Annotated in this window: 9 protein-coding genes and 1 tRNA gene; 9 read left to right on the top strand and 1 reads right to left on the bottom strand. The window is 69.3% G+C overall.

Annotation, left to right across the window (positions count from 1 at the left end):
* Positions 1-114 precede the first annotated feature (114 nt).
* Both AQJ54_RS18570 and AQJ54_RS18565 read left to right on the top strand, forming a co-directional pair.
* Complete coding sequence (locus AQJ54_RS18570) at positions 115-777, top strand: DegT/DnrJ/EryC1/StrS family aminotransferase (protein ID WP_020139089.1); 663 nt, start codon at positions 115-117, stop codon at positions 775-777.
* A 74-nt stretch (positions 778-851) separates the two neighbouring features.
* Positions 852-927: transfer RNA gene (locus tag AQJ54_RS18565), tRNA-Thr, on the top strand.
* A gap of 47 nt (positions 928-974) precedes the next feature.
* Here the strand turns inward: AQJ54_RS18565 and AQJ54_RS18560 are convergent.
* Positions 975-3,728, bottom strand: a complete 2,754-nt coding sequence (locus AQJ54_RS18560; RefSeq protein ID WP_062022759.1) for a SpoIIE family protein phosphatase — start codon at positions 3,726-3,728, stop codon at positions 975-977.
* A 396-nt stretch (positions 3,729-4,124) separates the two neighbouring features.
* Here AQJ54_RS18560 and AQJ54_RS18555 point away from each other — a divergent pair, with 396 nt between their 5' ends.
* The 7 genes from AQJ54_RS18555 to AQJ54_RS18525 all read left to right on the top strand — a co-directional run bounded on the left by AQJ54_RS18555 (position 4,125) and on the right by AQJ54_RS18525 (position 17,440).
* Positions 4,125-9,596, top strand: coding sequence for a HAMP domain-containing protein (locus AQJ54_RS18555; RefSeq protein WP_107121083.1), 5,472 nt, complete (start codon positions 4,125-4,127; stop codon positions 9,594-9,596).
* 244 nt (positions 9,597-9,840) lie between these two features.
* The gene (locus AQJ54_RS18550) at positions 9,841-10,524 is read left to right on the top strand and encodes a response regulator (RefSeq protein ID WP_062238579.1); all 684 of its coding nucleotides are present in this window, start codon (positions 9,841-9,843) and stop codon (positions 10,522-10,524) included.
* A 140-nt stretch (positions 10,525-10,664) separates the two neighbouring features.
* Entirely contained in the window at positions 10,665-13,358 is a 2,694-nt protein-coding gene (locus AQJ54_RS18545) for a DNA translocase FtsK (protein WP_062238577.1), read from the top strand.
* Positions 13,359-13,603: 245 nt separating this feature from the next.
* Entirely contained in the window at positions 13,604-14,443 is an 840-nt protein-coding gene (locus tag AQJ54_RS18540) for a helix-turn-helix domain-containing protein (protein WP_062022749.1), read from the top strand.
* A gap of 92 nt (positions 14,444-14,535) precedes the next feature.
* Positions 14,536-16,026 (top strand): 30S ribosomal protein S12 methylthiotransferase RimO, encoded by a 1,491-nt coding sequence (gene rimO, locus AQJ54_RS18535; RefSeq protein WP_079069905.1) that lies wholly within the window; start codon positions 14,536-14,538, stop codon positions 16,024-16,026.
* Positions 16,023-16,898: a CDP-diacylglycerol--glycerol-3-phosphate 3-phosphatidyltransferase gene (pgsA, locus tag AQJ54_RS18530; RefSeq protein WP_062238574.1), complete on the top strand. Its 876-nt coding sequence runs from the start codon at positions 16,023-16,025 to the stop codon at positions 16,896-16,898. Before rimO ends, pgsA begins: the two co-directional genes overlap by 4 nt.
* Positions 16,895-17,440: a CinA family protein gene (locus AQJ54_RS18525; RefSeq protein WP_062022739.1), complete on the top strand. Its 546-nt coding sequence runs from the start codon at positions 16,895-16,897 to the stop codon at positions 17,438-17,440. The genes pgsA and AQJ54_RS18525 overlap by 4 nt, the downstream gene beginning before the upstream one ends.
* The last annotated feature ends 9 nt before the right edge of the window (positions 17,441-17,449 follow it).

The following is a 17,449-nucleotide window of genomic DNA, read 5'->3' as shown; positions in this document are numbered from 1 at the left end:
AATCATTGAAAGGGTTGGATCCTGAACTTCGGTTCGGGGTCCAACCCTTTTTTGTTGTGCGTCACTTGAAGTTCACGTTGCGCAATCACCATCCGAAGCATGGGTACTGCTGCAATGCTCAGGGCCGCCGGCGTCGGAGTCGGTGACGAGGTCGTCGTACCGGCCTTCGGGAACGTCGAGGTCGCCGAGGCGGTGACACTCGCCGGTGCGCTTCCGGTGTTCGCGGACATACATCCGTCGACCTACTGCCTTGACGCGTCCGCTGTCGAAGCGGCCGTAACTCCGCGGACGGCGGCCGTCGTTGTCGTCCACCGTTTCGGTCGGCCCGCCGACATGCGGCGGCTGCTCGAGGTCGGGCAACGGCACGGGCTGCTCGTTCTCCAGGAGGGCGAGTCCGAGGCGCCGTACGACGAGGTCGCGCAGCGTCGGGAGCGGGCCTGCTACCTGGACGGGAAGTTGCGCGGGGTGCGCACGCCCGATGGTGGGGACGGGCACACCTATCAGCAGTACGTGGTGCGGGTGCCGGGGAACGGCCGTCCGGATCGGGACGCCTTCGCTCGCGCCCTGCGGGGCAAGGGAGTTGACTGCCGGGTGCCGGTGAAGACGCCCGTGCACCGGCTGCCGGAGTTCCGGCGCTGTGTGTCGCTGCCGGAGACCGAGCGTGCTGCCGACGAGACCCTTGCCCTGCCGGTGGACGCCTCGTTGACCAAGCGGGACATGCAGCGGGTCGTGGCCGCGTGCAATGCGCTCGGTGGACTGCTTCAGCCTGCCTTCTGAGCGAGTTGGGAGCACGGGTCTGTTCGGGGTATGATCTATTCCGTTGCCGCGAGGGAAACCTCGAAAAGCGACAGGCCCCCTTAGCTCAGTCGGCAGAGCGTCTCCATGGTAAGGAGAAGGTCAACGGTTCGATTCCGTTAGGGGGCTCCAGCCAAAAGGCCCCGCCCAATCGGGCGGGGCCTTTTTCGTGCTTTCTCTCAGTCCTTGTGGAGGCCCGGGACACGCATCGCCAGAATCGCCATGTCGTCGGACGGGGCGTCGGAGGCGAAGCGCTCGACCGCGCGCATGATGCGGGCCGCCACCGCGCCGGCCGTCAGACCCGTGCAGGTGGTCAGGACGTCGGCGAGGCCGTCGTCGCCCAGCATGCGGGTGCCTTCCCGGCGTTCGGTGACACCGTCGGTGACGCAGAGGAGGACATCGCCCGGGTCGAGGGTCACGGTCTCCTCGTAGAGCTCCAGGTCCTCCATGACGCCCAGGAGCGGCTGGGGTTCGGCGGCCGGTTCGACGGTGCCGTCCTGGCGCAGGCGGAGCGGGAGCGGGTGGCCGGCGCAGACGACCTTCAGGCGGGCGCTGCCGTCCTCCTGGGGCCACAACTCGCCGTACAGGAGGGTCAGGAAGCGGCTGCGGGCGCCCTCGTCGAGGATCGCCGAGTTCAGGCGTTCCAGGACCGCCGGGCCGCTCAGGCCTTCGCGGGCCAGGAGGCGGAGGGCGTGTCGGGCGAGGCCCGTCACCGCCGCCGCGTTCGGGCCGGTGCCGCAGACGTCGCCGATGGCGAAGCCGTAGGCGCCGTCGCTGATCGGGAAGACGTCGTAGAAGTCGCCGCCGACCTCGTTGCCCTCGCCGGCCGCGCGGTAGATGACCTCGACCTCGACGCCGTCGATCTCGGGGAGCTCGGGGGGCAGGAGGCTGCGCTGGAGGGACTGGCTGATCGCCGTGCGCTCGGAGTAGAGGCGGGCGTTGTCCAGGGCGAGGGCGGCCCGGCGGCTCAAGTCCTCGGCCAGTTCCAGGATTTCCTGGCGGAAGTGTTCGTCGGTGGGCTTGCCGAGGGTCAGCATGCCGATGACGCGGTTGCGGGCGACCAGGGGGAGGACGACGGTCTCGCCGCCCACCGCGGAGGCCGTGGCGAGGGTGGGGCCGATCCCGGAGGCGACCTGGTGGGTGGGGCCGCCGCTGAGGCCGAGGCTGCGCATGGAGCTGCGCAGGGCCGCCTGGTGGGCGGCCTCGCCGGGGGCCGACCAGACGCGGGCGCCGGGCGTGGGGACCGGGTCCGGGGGCTGGACCTTCGACAGCAACGACTTGATGCCGTCGATGAGTTCCTCGTCCTCGTGCAGGACGTACGACAGATAGGGCTCCGAGGCCTGGTCGGCGATCGTGTAGACGGCGCACCAGGTGGCCAGGGTCGGGACGGTCATCTGGGCCATCAGGGCCAGCGTCTGGTCGCGGTCCAACGTGCCGGCGAGGAGGTCGGAGGCCTCGACGAGGAAGCTGAGGGAGCCGCGGCGCAGTCGCTCCAGCTCGCCCAGGCGGGCCGACTCGACGGCCAACGCGATGCGGTCGGCGGCGAATTGCAGGCGCAGGGCTTCTTCGTTGGAGTATCTGCCGGGGGCTTCCGCGGCCACGCCGAGGGAGCCGGTGAGGCGGCCTTCGACCTTCAGCGGGACGGTGACGACCGAGCGCATTCCGGTGCCGCTGAGGAGCGGTACGGCGCCCGGTACGGCCGACAGGTCGTCGTGGACGGCCGGCATGCGGGCGGAGCCGTAGCGGCCGGGGCCCGCCTCGACGGGCACGCGCGCGAAGCGCTGGCGGGCGGACGGCAGGCCGGTGGAGGCGCGGACCTCCAGCTCCGTCTCGTCGTCGGTCGCGAGGAGCAGGAAGGCGGAGTCACCGTCGAGCATGTCGCGGGCGCGTTCGACCGTGCGCTGGAGGAGGCCGTCGAGGTCGTCGGGGGCGGGCGAGCCGATGAACACCTCGAAGGGGTCGGTGTTCTGGCCGTCGGGGGACGTGGTCGTGTCGGAGGCCGCGACGCGCAACGGGGTCTGGAGCACGGCCCGTTCGTGGTCGCGGACCAGCAGGCAGACCGTGGAGGGCTCGCCGCCGGAGTCGCGGACGCGCAGGTGGGAGGCGTACACCGAGGTGACGCGGCCGTTGGCGGCCCGGATGCCGTAACTGCCCTCCCAGCGCGAGAGCCGCAGGGCCTCGGCGATGCCGGTGCCGGTGCCGGGGGTGTGCGGCCAGGCCGCGAGATCGGTGAGGGGTTTGCCGATCACCTGTTCGGCGGGGTAGCCGAAGAGCTCCTCGGCGTCCTCGTTCCACGAAGTGATGGCGCACGTGCGGTCGATCTGGACGACGGCGACGCGGACGCGGCCGTCGGCCAGCGGGAGCAGGTCGGCGGGCAGCGACGGACCGGCCGTACGGGTGCCGACCGGGCGTTCGGGCAGGTCGAGGCGGAACCACACCTGTTTGTGGGTGGGGGTGTACTCGACTCCCCAGCGGCTGGCGAGCGCGGCGCAGAGCTGGAGGCCGCGGCCGCCCTCGCGGTCCAGGTTGCCCATGGTGACGGCCTGGCCCTGGAGGGGGATCTCGCGCTCGGGGTAGCGGTCGGCGACCTCGATCCGTACGCCTTCGTCACTGCGCAGACACAGAACGTCCGCGGAGGTGCCCGCGTGGACCACCGCGTTGGTGACGAGTTCGCTGGTCAGGACCACCGCGTCGTCGACGATGTCGGCGAAGCCCCAGCCCTGGAGGGTGTCGCGGACGAAGGAGCGGGCGGTCGCTACCGATCGTCCGACGGGCTCGAAGCTGGCGGCCGCGCGCGCGGTGATCACAGAACTCCTCGACCGGTTGTCGACGTGCAGGGCTGCCTGGCCGACCGGGTGGTGCCGCTGTTGCGGCAGGCCGCCCGTCGGCCGGGGGTCCGGGTTCTGTCCCCCGGGGACCAGTCCGGTGGTCATGTGTGCGGCCGCCCTCCGATGCCCGCTCGTGCTCGTGCCACCGCCCAGGCCGGACGGACCGGCTCGGCTGGACAGCCGCATGCAAGGTTACTTACCTTCGACGGCTGTGCGGATGCCGGTCTGCAGTGTTTCCGTCCGGAGGGTGTGCGGACGATGTGCGAAGCTGCCGAACTGTTATGGCCGGGTTCAACCTGGGTGAAACACTGGGCAGGCTCCTGAAGAAGGTTCGGGCAGGCCGAGTGCCGTCCGCGTGAGACGGGCAGCAGCCCGTCGTGCGGCTTTGTTCGCCCGGTTGAGATATCGCTGTAGTAAGCAGGAGTGCGCGGCAGCAACCGGTATGCCGCGCGGCACCACCCGAGCACAGCAGTAACGGTCGACCCCTGCGGGAGGGACACAGTGGAGTCTGGCGCAGCGACGCGGGGCACTAAGACGCGCGCGAAAGGCGGACAGTCCCCGAGCAACCAGCGCAAACCGAGCAATGGCACCACCGCGGTGGACACGGCGGCCCTGAACCGGCTGCTGGCCGCCCTGGTGTCCATGCGGGACGGGAACTTCCGCAAGAGGCTCACGGTGTCCGGCGACGGCGTGATGTCGGAGATCGCGGCTGTTTTCAACGAGGTGGCCGACCGCAATCTGCATCTGACGGGTGAGCTGTCGCGGGTGCGGCGCATGGTGGGCCGTGAGGGCAAGCTCACGGAAAGGCTGGAAACAGGCGCCTGTGAGGGCTCCTGGGCGTCCGCCATCGATGCGTCCAACGCGCTGGTGGACGATCTCGTACGGCCGGTCTCCGAGGTCGGCCGGGTGCTCTCGGCGGTCGCGGAGGGTGACCTGTCGCCCCGCATGGAGCTCAGGACCCAGGCGCCGGACGGGACGGGGCATCCGCTGCGCGGGGAGTTCCTGAAGGTCGGGCGGACTGTAAACAACCTTGTCGATCAGCTGTCGACCTTCACCGACGAGGTCACGCGCGTGGCCAGCGAGGTCGGTACCGAGGGCAAGCTCGGCGGCCAGGCACGTGTGCGGGGCATGTCGGGTTCCTGGAAGGACCTGACCGAGTCCGTCAACACGATGGCGTACCGGCTGACGGCCCAGGTGCGGGACATCGCCCTGGTGACGACGGCAGTCGCCAAGGGCGACCTGTCCCGCAAGGTCACGGTGCATGTGGCCGGCGAGATGCTGGAGCTGAAGAACACCGTCAACACGATGGTGGACCAGCTGTCGTCCTTCTCCTCCGAGGTGACCCGCGTCGCGCGTGAGGTGGGTGTCGAGGGCGAGCTGGGTGGCCAGGCGCAGGTGCCGGGTGTGGCCGGCGTGTGGAAGGACCTCACCGATTCGGTGAACCTGATGGCAGGAAACCTTACTGCCCAGGTGCGCGGCATCGCCCAGGTGACGACCGCGGTCGCCAACGGTGATCTGTCGCAGAAGGTGACGGTGTCGGCGCGTGGTGAGGTCGCGCAGCTCGCCGACACGATCAACCAGATGACCGAGACGCTGCGGATCTTCGCGGACGAGGTCACGCGGGTGGCCAACGAGGTCGGTGCCGAGGGGCAGCTGGGCGGGCAGGCGAACGTGCCGGGTGCGGCGGGGACGTGGAAGGACCTCACCGATTCGGTGAACACGGTCTTCCGGAACCTCACCACGCAGGTGCGGGACATCGCCGCGGTGACGACGGCGGTGGCCAACGGTGACCTGTCGCAGAAGGTCACCGTGGACGTGGCCGGCGAGATGCTGGAGCTGAAGAACACCGTCAACGGGATGGTGGACCAGCTGTCCGCGTTCGGTGCCGAGGTCACGCGTGTGGCGCGTGAGATCGGCGTCGAGGGTGAGCTGGGCGGTCAGGCCCAGGTGCCCGGGGCCGCCGGAACCTGGAAGGACCTCACCGACTCCGTCAACACGGCGTTCAGGAACCTCACCGGTCAGGTGAGGAACATCGCCCAGGTGACGACGGCGGTGGCCAACGGTGACCTGTCGCAGAAGGTCACCGTGGACGTCTCCGGCGAGATGCTCCAGCTGAAGAACACCGTGAACACGATGGTGGACCAGCTGTCCGCCTTCGCCGACCAGGTGACGCGGATGGCCCGGGACGTGGGCACCGAGGGGCGCCTGGGCGGTCAGGCCGTGGTGCCAGGGGTCTCCGGCACCTGGAAGGAACTCACGGACTCCGTCAACTTCATGGGTGGCAACCTCACCTCGCAGGTGCGGCAGATCGCCCAGGTGACGACGGCGGTGGCCCGCGGTGACCTCTCCCAGAAGATCGACGTGGACGCCCGGGGCGAGATCCTGGAGCTGAAGAACACCATCAACACGATGGTCGACCAGCTCTCCGCCTTCGCCGACCAGGTGACCCGGGTGGCCCGTGACGTGGGCACGGAGGGCCGTCTCGGCGGGCAGGCGCAGGTACCCGGCGTCGCCGGTGTGTGGCGGGACCTGACCGACTCCGTGAACGGAATGGCAGGAAACCTTACTGCCCAGGTGCGGAACATCGCCCAGGTGGCGACCGCGGTGGCCCGGGGTGACCTGTCGCAGAAGATCGACGTGGATGCCCGGGGCGAGATCCTGGAGCTGAAGAACACCCTCAACACGATGGTGGACCAGCTCTCCAGCTTCGCCGACCAGGTGACGCGGGTGGCCCGCGAGGTGGGTACCGAGGGCATCCTGGGCGGGCAGGCCGAGGTGCAGGGGGTCTCCGGCACCTGGAAGGACCTCACGCAGTCCGTGAACTTCATGGCGAACAACCTGACCATCCAGGTCCGCAACATCGCCGAGGTCACGACCGCCGTCGCCAAGGGCGACCTCTCCAAGAAGATCACCGTCGACGCCAAGGGCGAGATCCTCGAGCTCGTCACCACCGTCAACACGATGGTCGACCAGCTGTCGTCCTTCGCCGAGCAGGTGACGCGGGTGGCCCGCGAGGTGGGCACCGAGGGTCAGCTGGGCGGCCAGGCACGGGTTCCGGGTGTCACGGGCATCTGGAAGGACCTCAGCGACAACGTGAACCTGATGGCCAACAACCTGACCATGCAGGTGCGCAACATCTCCCAGGTCGCCAACGCGGTCGCCAACGGTGACCTCACGCGGACCGTGACCATCGAAGCGCGCGGTGAGGTCGCCCAGCTCGCCGACACCTTCAACACCATGGTGAAGACACTGAGTTCGTTCGCCGACCAGGTCACCAAGGTGGCCCGCGAGGTGGGCACGGACGGCATCCTGGGCGGTCAGGCACGGGTGCCCGGTGTGGCCGGCACCTGGAAGGACCTCACCGAGTCCGTGAACCAGATGGCGTCCAACCTGACCGGTCAGGTGCGGAACATCGCCATGGTGACCACGGCCATCGCCAAGGGTGACCTGACGAAGAAGATCGACATCGACGCCCGGGGCGAGATCCTGGAGCTGAAGACCACGATCAACACGATGGTCGACCAGCTGTCGTCCTTCGCCGAGGAGGTCACCCGGGTCGCCCGCGAGGTGGGCACCGAGGGACAGCTCGGTGGACAGGCGCGGGTGCGGGACGTCGACGGCACGTGGCGCGACCTCACCGAGTCCGTGAACGAAATGGCAGGAAACCTTACGCGCCAGGTACGCGCCATCGCGCGCGTGGCGACCGCGGTGACGCGGGGCGACCTGAACCTGAAGATCGACGTGGACGCGTCCGGGGAGATCCAGGAGCTCCAGGACTACATCAACAAGATGATCGCCAACCTGCGCGACACCACGATCGCCAACAAGGAGCAGGACTGGCTCAAGGGCAACCTGGCCCGTATCTCGGCGCTCATGCAGGGCCGCCGGGACCTGGAGGACGTGGCCTCGCTGATCATGAGCGAGCTGACGCCGGTGGTGTCCGCGCAGCACGGGGCGTTCTTCGTGGCCATGCCGCTGCTCGACGGCAAGGACCTCGCGGCCGACAGCGACGACCAGTACGAGCTGCGGATGCTCGGGTCGTACGGCTACTCGATGGGCTCCATGCCGACGTCGTTCCGGCCGGGTGAGGCGCTCATCGGGACGGCCGCCGAGGAGAAGCGCACGATCCTGGTGGAGAACGCGCCCAGCGGCTACCTGAAGATCTCCTCCGGTCTCGGAGAGGCGCCGCCCGCGCAAGTGATCGTCCTCCCGGTGCTGTTCGAGGGGAAGGTGCTCGGAGTCATCGAGCTCGCCTCCTTTACACCCTTTACGCAGATCCAGAAGGACTTCCTCAACCAGATCGCCGAGATGATCGCGACCAGCGTCAACACCATCTCCGTCAACACCAAGACGGAGGTGCTGCTGAAGCAGTCGCAGGAGCTCACCGAGCAACTCAGGGAGCGGTCGGCGGAGTTGGAGAACCGGCAGAAGGCCCTCCAGGCGTCCAACGCCGAGCTGGAGGAGAAGGCCGAGCTGCTGGCCCAGCAGAACCGCGACATCGAGGTGAAGAACACCGAGATCGAGGAGGCGCGGCAGGTCCTGGAGGAGCGTGCCGAGCAACTCGCCGTGTCGATGCGGTACAAGAGCGAGTTCCTGGCCAACATGTCCCACGAGCTGCGGACACCGCTCAACTCGCTGCTGATCCTCGCCAAGCTGCTCGCCGACAACGCGGACTCCAACCTCACCCCGAAGCAGGTCGAGTTCGCGGAGACCATCCACGGGGCCGGGTCCGACCTGCTCCAGCTGATCAACGACATCCTCGACCTGTCGAAGGTCGAGGCGGGCAAGATGGACGTCTCCCCGACACGGATCGCGCTCGTGCAGCTCGTGGACTACGTGGAGGCCACCTTCCGGCCGCTGACCGCGGAGAAGGGGCTCGACCTGTCGGTACGGGTCTCGCCCGAGCTGCCCGCCACGCTGCACACCGACGAGCAGCGCCTGCTCCAGGTGCTGCGCAACCTGCTGTCCAACGCGGTCAAGTTCACCGACTCCGGGGCCGTCGAGCTGGTCATCCGGCCCGCCGGGCGGGATGTGCCGGTGGCGATCCGGGAGCAGTTGCTGGAGGCCGGTTCGCTGCGTGACGCGGACGCCGACCTGATCGCGTTCTCGGTGACCGACACCGGCATCGGGATCGCGGCCAGCAAGATGCGGGTGATCTTCGAGGCGTTCAAGCAGGCAGACGGCACGACCAGCCGCAAGTACGGCGGTACCGGTCTCGGCCTGTCGATCTCGCGGGAGATCGCGCAGCTGCTCGGCGGTGAGATCCACGCGCAGAGCGAGCCGGGGCGCGGATCGACGTTCACGCTGTATTTGCCGCTGCACCCCAGTGAACTGCCGCCCCAGGGCTACCAGCAGTCCATGCCCGCCCTGGAGGCCGGCGACCTCGTGGCGTCCACCTCGGAGAACGGCATGTCCGGGGCCGAGGTGGAGACGCCGGCCGAGGTGAGGTCGTACCAGGAGACGCAGAACGGTGCCGCTGCGCTGTTCCGGCGCCGCCGCCGGACCGCGCCCGCCCTGGAGCAGCGGATCGGGCAGCCGGACCAGTGGTCGGCGGTGGAGCACCAGTCCGCCCCGCAGCCGCGCCGGGGCATCCGGTTCGGTGGGGAGAAGGTGCTGATCGTCGACGACGACATCCGCAACGTGTTCGCGCTCACCAGCGTCCTCGAACAGCACGGACTGTCCGTGCTCTACGCGGAGAACGGCCGTGAGGGCATCGAGGTGCTGGAGCAGCACGAGGACGTGGCGGTCGTCCTGATGGACATCATGATGCCGGAGATGGACGGGTACGCGACCACGACGGCGATCCGCAGGATGCCGCAGTTCGCCGGGCTGCCCATCATCGCGCTGACCGCGAAGGCCATGAAGGGCGACCGGGAGAAGGCGCTGGAGTCGGGGGCCTCCGACTACGTGACCAAGCCGGTCGATCCCGATCATCTGCTGTCGGTGATGCAACAGTGGATGCGGGGAGAGTGATGGGATTCGGCGAAGTTCACGCGGAGTTGCTGACCGAGTGTGTCCGACGCCGTGTAGAACTGCGGGATTCGGGGAACCTTCTGGTCTCCCGCTTCGTTCGTGCTACGTGCACAGTGACATCGCGGTGACAGGGTGTGGCGACAGACAGGGTGCGGCTACGATGACCGGCACAAGGACGGGCGGCGAAAGGGAGTCGTCCCCAGGGGCGGCACCCGGTGCACATCCGGGGCGAGGAGGGCGGGCCATGGTGCAGAAGGCCAAGATCCTCCTGGTCGATGACCGGCCGGAGAATCTGCTGGCGCTGGAGGCCATCCTCTCCGCGCTCGATCAGACACTGGTGCGGGCATCGTCCGGGGAGGAAGCGCTCAAAGCGCTGCTCACGGACGACTTCGCGGTGATTCTGCTGGACGTCCAGATGCCTGGCATGGACGGCTTCGAGACCGCGGCGCACATCAAGCGGCGGGAGCGGACCCGGGACATCCCGATCATCTTCCTCACCGCGATCAACCACGGTCCGCACCACACCTTCCGTGGGTACGCGGCCGGCGCGGTGGACTACATCTCCAAGCCGTTCGACCCGTGGGTGCTGCGCGCGAAGGTCTCGGTCTTCGTCGAGCTCTACATGAAGAACTGCCAGCTGCGTGAGCAGGCGGCGCTGCTGCGGCTCCAGTTGGAGGGCGGTGGCGGCAAGGCCGCGGTCGGCGACGCCAAGGAGCCGGCGGGTCTGCTCGCCGAGTTGTCGGCGCGCCTCGCGGCGGTCGAGGAGCAGGCGGAGGCGCTGTCCAAGCAACTCGACGACGAGTCCGCGGACGCGGCCGCGGTGGCCACCGCGGCCCATCTCGAACGCAAACTCACCGGGTTGCGGCGGGCGCTGGACGCGCTGGAGCCCGGCACCGGGCCCTCTCCTTCGGTGTCCTCGCAGAACTGACGCGGGATCGCCGGTGAGCATCCGTCAGTTCACCCGTTCCACAAGGGTGCGTCAGTTCCACGCCTCTTCAGAGGCGACACGAACGGGTGAAGCAGCGGGCACACGTGTCCGTTGCCTTCTCCACCGGTAATCTCACACCTATGGCCTCACGTCCCTCCGCAGCCAAGAAGCAGCCCGCCAAGAAGGCTGCCGCTCCCGCGAAGGGTCCGGCGAAGAAGGCGCCCGCCAGGAAGGCCCCCGCGAAGAAGGCCGCGCCGCCGAGGCCCGCGCCCAGCCCCACCGGTGGCGTCCTGCGGCTCTTCCGGGCCCTCTGGCTCGGCGTCGCCCATGCCGTCGGCGCGGTGTTCCGCGGCATAGGGCAGGGAGCCAAGAACCTCGACCCCGCGCACCGGAAGGACGGCGTGGCCCTCCTGCTGCTCGGACTCGGCCTGATCGTCGCCGCCGGTACCTGGTCGAACCTGCGCGGCCCGGTCGGCGACCTCGTCGAGATCATCGTGACGGGCGCCTTCGGCCGGCTCGACCTCCTCGTACCGATACTGCTCGCCGTCGTCGCCGTCCGTTTCATCCGGCACCCCGAGAAGCCCGAGGCCAACGGCCGGATCGTGATCGGTCTGTCGGCGCTCGTCATCGGCGTGCTCGGGCAGGTCCACATCGCCTGCGGCTCGCCGGCCCGCAGCGCCGGCATGCAGGCCATAAGGGACGCCGGCGGCCTCATCGGCTGGGGAGCGGCGACCCCGCTCACGTACACCATGGGCGACGTCCTGGCCGTACCGCTGCTGGTGCTGCTGACCGTCTTCGGCCTGCTCGTCGTCACCGCCACCCCCGTCAACGCCATCCCGCGACGGCTGCGGGAGCTCGGGGTGCGGCTCGGGATCCTGCCCGACCCGGTGGTGGACGAGTTCGGGGACGACGACGAGCGCTACGACGAGCAGTGGCGTGAGGCGCTGCCCGCGCGCGGTCGCCGGCGCGGTCCCGCACCCGAGTCGTACGACCCCGACGGCGCGGAACAGGAAGCCCTCTCGCAGCGTCGCGGGCGCCCCAGGCGCTCCGCGGTGCCGCAGCCCGCGATGGACCGGCAGATGGACGCCGTGGACTTCGCCGCGGCCGCCGCCGCGGACCTGGACGGCGTGGTCATGCACGGTCTGCCGCCGTCGCCGCTGGTCGCCGACCTCACCCAAGGGGTGAGCGTGGGCGACCGGGTGGAGACGACCCCGGTGCCCACCCCGGTCCCGGCCGCGCGGCCCAAGCAGGACGCGAAGCCGAAGCAGGAGAAGCTCAAGGTCGAGGTCGCCGACCTCACCAAGCCCGCTCCCGAGGCGCCGAGCGACCTGCCCGCGCGCGCGGAGCAGCTCCAGCTCTCGGGCGACATCACCTACGCACTGCCCTCGCTCGACCTCCTGGAGCGCGGTGGCCCGGGCAAGGCGCGCAGCGCGGCCAACGACGCCATAGTCGCCTCGCTGACCAACGTCTTCACCGAGTTCAAGGTCGACGCCGCCGTCACCGGCTTCACGCGCGGGCCGACGGTCACACGCTACGAGGTCGAGCTCGGACCCGCCGTGAAGGTCGAGCGGATCACCGCGCTGGCCAAGAACATCGCGTACGCCGTCGCCAGCCCGGACGTGCGGATCATCAGCCCGATCCCCGGAAAGTCCGCGGTCGGCATCGAGATCCCCAACACCGACCGGGAGATGGTCAACCTCGGTGACGTGCTGCGGCTCGCGGCCGCCGCCGAGGACGAGCACCCCATGCTGGTCGCGCTCGGCAAGGACGTCGAGGGCGGCTATGTGATGGCCAACCTGGCGAAGATGCCGCACGTGCTCGTCGCCGGAGCCACCGGTTCCGGTAAGTCGTCGTGCATCAACTGCCTGATCACTTCCATCATGGTGCGCGCGACCCCCGAGGACGTGCGCATGGTCCTCGTCGACCCCAAGCGTGTGGAACTGACGGCCTACGAGGGCATCCCGCACCTCATCACGCCGATCATCACCAACCCGAAGCGGGCCGCCGAGGCGCTCCAGTGGGTCGTACGCGAGATGGACCTGCGCTACGACGACCTGGCGGCGTACGGATTCCGGCACATCGACGACTTCAACGAGGCCATCAGGAACGGCAAGGTCAAGCTGCCCGAGGGCAGTGAGCGTGAGCTCCAGCCGTACCCGTACCTGCTGGTGATCGTCGACGAGCTCGCCGACCTGATGATGGTCGCGCCCAGGGACGTCGAGGACGCGATCGTGCGCATCACGCAGCTCGCGCGCGCGGCCGGCATCCACCTGGTGCTCGCCACGCAGCGGCCGTCGGTGGACGTCGTCACCGGTCTGATCAAGGCGAACGTGCCTTCGAGGCTCGCCTTCGCCACCTCCTCGCTCGCCGACTCGCGGGTCATCCTCGACCAGCCCGGCGCGGAGAAGCTGATCGGCAAGGGCGACGGGCTCTTCCTGCCGATGGGCGCCAACAAGCCCACCCGTATGCAGGGCGCCTTCGTGACCGAGGACGAGGTCGCGGCGATCGTCCAGCACTGCAAGGACCAGATGGCGCCGGTCTTCCGGGACGACGTCGTCGTGGGCACCAAGCAGAAGAAGGAGATCGACGAGGAGATCGGCGACGACCTCGACCTGCTGTGCCAGGCGGCCGAGCTGGTCGTCTCCACGCAGTTCGGGTCCACGTCCATGCTCCAGCGCAAGCTGCGGGTCGGGTTCGCGAAGGCGGGGCGGCTGATGGACCTGATGGAGTCGCGGGGGATCGTCGGGCCGAGCGAGGGCTCCAAGGCTCGTGACGTTCTCGTGAAGGCTGACGAGCTGGACGGAGTGCTCGCGGTGATTCGCGGGGAGGCTTGAGGGGAGCACGGAACGGGTGCGGCCACCGATGTTCGATCGTGACTCACCCGTAAGGGATCATTGAGCAACCGTTTCCCTTCGGCGCACGTCAAGTTGAGGGAAGCGAAAAGCTGCTGCTCCACCATCGGCGTGTCCGGCCATACCGATGGCGTACAAAGTCCTACCGCCCGGTTGCCCCACCCTTTCGTACCCCCCCTAGACTGAACCCTCAGCACAGGTGGCTCAAACGCTCGAAAGGCGCCCCCGTGTCCATCGGCAACTCCCCTGAAGACGAGCGTCCGTTCGAAGACGACCCGCAGGAAGCCCGCCTCTCCGTCGGCCGCGCCCTGAAACAGGCGCGGATCGCGGCCGGGCTGACCGTCGACGACGTCAGCAGCGCCACCAGGGTCCGCATCGCCATCGTGCACGCCATCGAGGCGGACGACTTCGCCCCCTGCGGTGGCGACGTGTACGCCCGGGGCCACATCCGGACCCTGGCCAAGGCCGTCCATCTGGATCCGGCTCCGCTGCTGGACCAGTACGCCGCCGATCACGGCGGTGGGCGACCGGCCCCCACCCCGGCCGCCCCGCTGTTCGAGGCGGAGCGCATCCGTCCCGAGCGCCGGGGACCCAACTGGACCGCGGCCATGGTCGCCGCGATCGTGGCCGTGGTCGGCTTCGTCGGGTTCACCGCCTTCAAGGGCGGCGACGACGGCGGCACGACGCAGGTGGCCGACGGCACCACGCCCGCCACCACCGCGTCCCCGACGCCCAAGTCCGACAAGACGGCCACCAAGGACCCGAAGCCCACCCCGTCCGACAGCGCCATTGCCGCGGCACCCCAGGACAAGGTGACCGTGCAGGTCAGCGCCGCCGACGGCAAGAGCTGGATCCTCGCCAAGGACCACAACGGCCGGACCCTCTTCGACGGACTGCTCAAGCAGGGCGACACCAAGACCTTCCAGGACAGCGACAAGATCAACCTCGTCCTCGGTGACGCCGGGGCCATCCAGCTGTACGTGAACGGCAAGAAGATCGACGACGACTGGCAGCCCGGCGCCGTGGAGCGCCTGACCTACACGAAGGGCGACCCGCAGGTCGGCTAGGCATCTGTTCGGTTTCCGTCGCAAAGGGGTTGGCCAAGATCGGCCAACCCCTTCGACATGGGGTGTCGGTGGGACGAAGTAGTCTTGAGCCCATGCCTGAACGCCGTACCGTCGCACTCGTCACCCTTGGCTGCGCCCGTAACGAGGTGGACTCGGAGGAGCTCGCAGGCCGTTTGGAGGCGGACGGCTGGGATCTCGTGGAGGACGCCGCCGACGCGGACGTCGCCGTCGTCAACACCTGTGGCTTCGTCGAGGCCGCCAAGAAGGACTCCGTCGACGCCCTCCTGGAGGCCAACGACCTCAAGGGCCACGGCAGAACCCAGGCCGTCGTGGCGGTGGGCTGCATGGCCGAGCGGTACGGCAAGGACCTCGCCGAAGCCCTCCCCGAGGCCGACGGCGTGCTTGGCTTCGACGACTACGCCGACATCTCCGACCGTCTCCAGACGATCCTCAGCGGCGGCATCCACGCCGCCCACACCCCGCGCGACCGGCGCAAGCTGCTGCCGATCAGCCCCGCCGAGCGCCAGGAGTCGGCGGCGGGCGTCGCCCTGCCGGGCCACGGTCCCGCCGTAGAGGCCCCTGCCCCCGCCGACCTTCCGGAAGGCCTCGCTCCGGCCTCCGGCCCCCGCGCGCCCCTGCGCCGCCGTCTGGACGGCTCGCCGGTCGCCTCGGTGAAGCTCGCCTCCGGCTGCGACCGGCGCTGCTCCTTCTGCGCCATCCCGTCCTTCCGCGGCTCCTTCATCTCGCGCCGCCCCTCGGACGTCCTGAACGAGACCCGCTGGCTGGCCGAGCAGGGCGTCAAGGAGATCATGCTGGTCTCCGAGAACAACACGTCGTACGGCAAGGACCTCGGCGACATCCGTCTGCTGGAGTCGCTCCTGCCCGAGCTCGCCGAGGTCGACGGCCTCGAGCGGGTGCGCGTGAGCTACCTCCAGCCCGCCGAGATGCGCCCCGGCCTGATCGACGTGCTGACCTCCACGCCGAAGGTCGTGCCCTACTTCGACCTGTCCTTCCAGCACTCCGCCCCCGGCGTGCTGCGCGCGATGCGCCGCTTCGGCGACACCGACCGCTTCCTGGAGCTCCTCGACACCATCCGGGGCAAGGCTCCCGAGGCCGGCGTGCGCTCCAACTTCATCGTGGGCTTCCCCGGCGAGAGCGAGGGCGACCTCGCGGAGCTGGAGCGGTTCCTCAACGGCGCGCGTCTGGACGCCATCGGTGTCTTCGGGTACTCCGACGAGGAGGGCACCGAGGCCGCGACGTACGAGAACAAGCTGGACGAGGACGTCGTCGCCGAGCGGCTGGCGCGGGTGTCGCGGCTCGCCGAGGAACTCGTCTCGCAGCGCGCCGAGGAGCGGGTCGGTGAGACCGTGCACGTGCTGGTCGAGTCGGTCGACGACGAAGGCGTGTACGGCCGTGGCGCGCACCAGGCGCCCGAGACCGACGGCCAGGTGCTGCTCACGAGCGGCGAAGGCCTGAGCGTCGGCCGTATGGTCGAAGCGAAGGTGGTCGGTACGGAAGGTGTCGACCTGGTGGCCGAGCCGCTCGACGGTTCGCTCGCGTGTAGTGAGGAGGCGGGCAGATGACCGGAGTACCGGCGTCCGCCGCAGGTGGCCCCTCCGCCGCGAAGGGCGGACGGGTGGGCGGGGTCCCCGGTGCCGCCTCCGGTGCGGTCCCCGGCACTCCTTCGGACGCGGTCTCCGGTACGGCGGGCGAGGCGCGGGCGAGCGTGGCGACCGGGGCGGGTGCCGTCCCACGAGCGGGAGTCGCTCCTGGGGCCACCGTCGTGTCCGAGGTCTCCCCGGACCGCGAGGGCGGCTCCGAGGCCAAGCCTTCGCCGGGCAAGAAGATCGCGGCTGCCGCCGTCAACCAGGCCAGCGTCTGGAACATCGCCAATCTGCTGACCATGCTCCGGCTGGTCCTCGTGCCCGGCTTCGTCTTCCTGATGCTCGCCGAGGGCGGTCACGACCCCGCGTGGCGGTCGTTCGCCTGGGCGGCCTTCTCGGTCGCCATGATCACCGACCTGTTCGACGGTCACCTGGCCCGCACCTACAACCTCGTCACCGACTTCGGGAAGATCGCCGACCCCATCGCCGACAAGGCGATCATGGGGGCGGCGCTGGTCTGTCTCTCCGCGCTCGGCGACCTGCCCTGGTGGGTGACGATCGTCATCCTCGGCAGGGAACTCGGGATCACCCTGCTGCGTTTCCTCGTCATCCGGTACGGCGTGATCCCGGCGAGCCGGGGCGGCAAGCTCAAGACCCTCAGTCAGGGGATCGCCGTGGGGATGTACATCCTGATGCTGACGGGGTGGCTGGCCACCGCGCGGTTCTGGGTGATGGCGGTGGCGGTCGTGCTGACCGTCGCGACCGGGCTCGACTATGTGAGACAGGCCATCGTGCTGCGCAGGCAGGGAATCGCCGAGCGCAAGGCGGCGTTGGAGGAGGCGGAAGCGTGAATTCCCCGGCCGCCCAGGTGGTACGACTACTCGCTGTGAACGGGCAGACGCTCGCGGTCGCCGAGTCGTTGACCGGTGGGCTGGTTGCGGCGGAAATCACAGCGGCTCCCGGAGCCTCCCAGGCGTTCCGGGGCTCGGTGACGGCCTACGCCACCGAACTCAAGCACGAGCTGCTGGGGGTCGACGCCACCCTGCTGGACCAGTGCGGGGCGGTGGATCCGCAGGTCGCGGCCCAGATGGCGGCCGGAGTGCGCAAGGCGCTCGGTGCCGACTGGGGGATCGCGACCACCGGGGTCGCCGGCCCGGAACCGCAGGACGGCAAGCCGGTCGGAACGGTGTACGTGGCTGTGGACGGGCCCGCCAGGGGCGCTTCCGCGGCAACTGATGGCGGGAAAGTGACCGCGCTGCGGTTGAACGGCGACCGCGCGGAAATTCGTATGGAGAGTGTACGGAGCGTACTCGCTTTGCTCCTGGAAGAGCTTACGGGCGAACAGACCGGGAATGAGCGGGCACAGGATACGGAACGGAACGGGGGGTTTTGATGTTTGCAG

This window comes from Streptomyces griseorubiginosus (genome assembly GCF_001514195.1).
Taxonomy (GTDB): Bacteria; Actinomycetota; Actinomycetes; order Streptomycetales; family Streptomycetaceae; genus Streptomyces; species Streptomyces griseorubiginosus.
The sequence above is the reverse complement of the archived record's forward strand: the minus strand, read 5'-3'. Positions and strand labels throughout refer to the sequence as shown.